The organism is Faecalibacterium sp. DFI.5.82, assembly GCF_029076575.1.
Lineage (GTDB): Bacteria > Bacillota > Clostridia > Oscillospirales > Ruminococcaceae > Faecalibacterium > Faecalibacterium duncaniae.
This window is the reverse complement of record NZ_JARFIS010000224.1, coordinates 1-338: the sequence shown is the minus strand read 5'-3', so window position 1 is coordinate 338 and position 338 is coordinate 1. Positions and strand designations below refer to the sequence as shown.

The 338-nt window shown below is 47.9% G+C and carries 1 rRNA gene; it reads right to left on the bottom strand.

Annotated features, from left to right (window positions below):
- Window positions 1-338 (bottom strand): 23S ribosomal RNA (locus P0G09_RS16355); the annotation flags it as partial.

The window sequence follows — 338 nt, the reverse complement described above, 5'->3', positions numbered from 1 at the left end:
GTGCAATTCCACATCCTTTTCCACTTAGCATATATTTAGGGACCTTAGCTGATGATCTGGGCTGTTCCCCTTTACACGATGGATCTTATCACTCACCGTGTGACTCCCGAGTAAAAATCAATGGCATTCGGAGTTTATCTGAAGTCAGTAACCCATGACGGGCCCCTAGTCCAAACAGTGCTCTACCTCCATGATTCTAAACCTCGAGGCTCCCCCTAAAGAGATTTCGGAGAGAACCAGCTATCTCCAAGTTCGTTTGGAATTTCACCGCTACCCACACCTCATCCCAACCATTTTCAACTGATACGGGTTCGGTCCTCCAGTGCGTTTTACCGCAC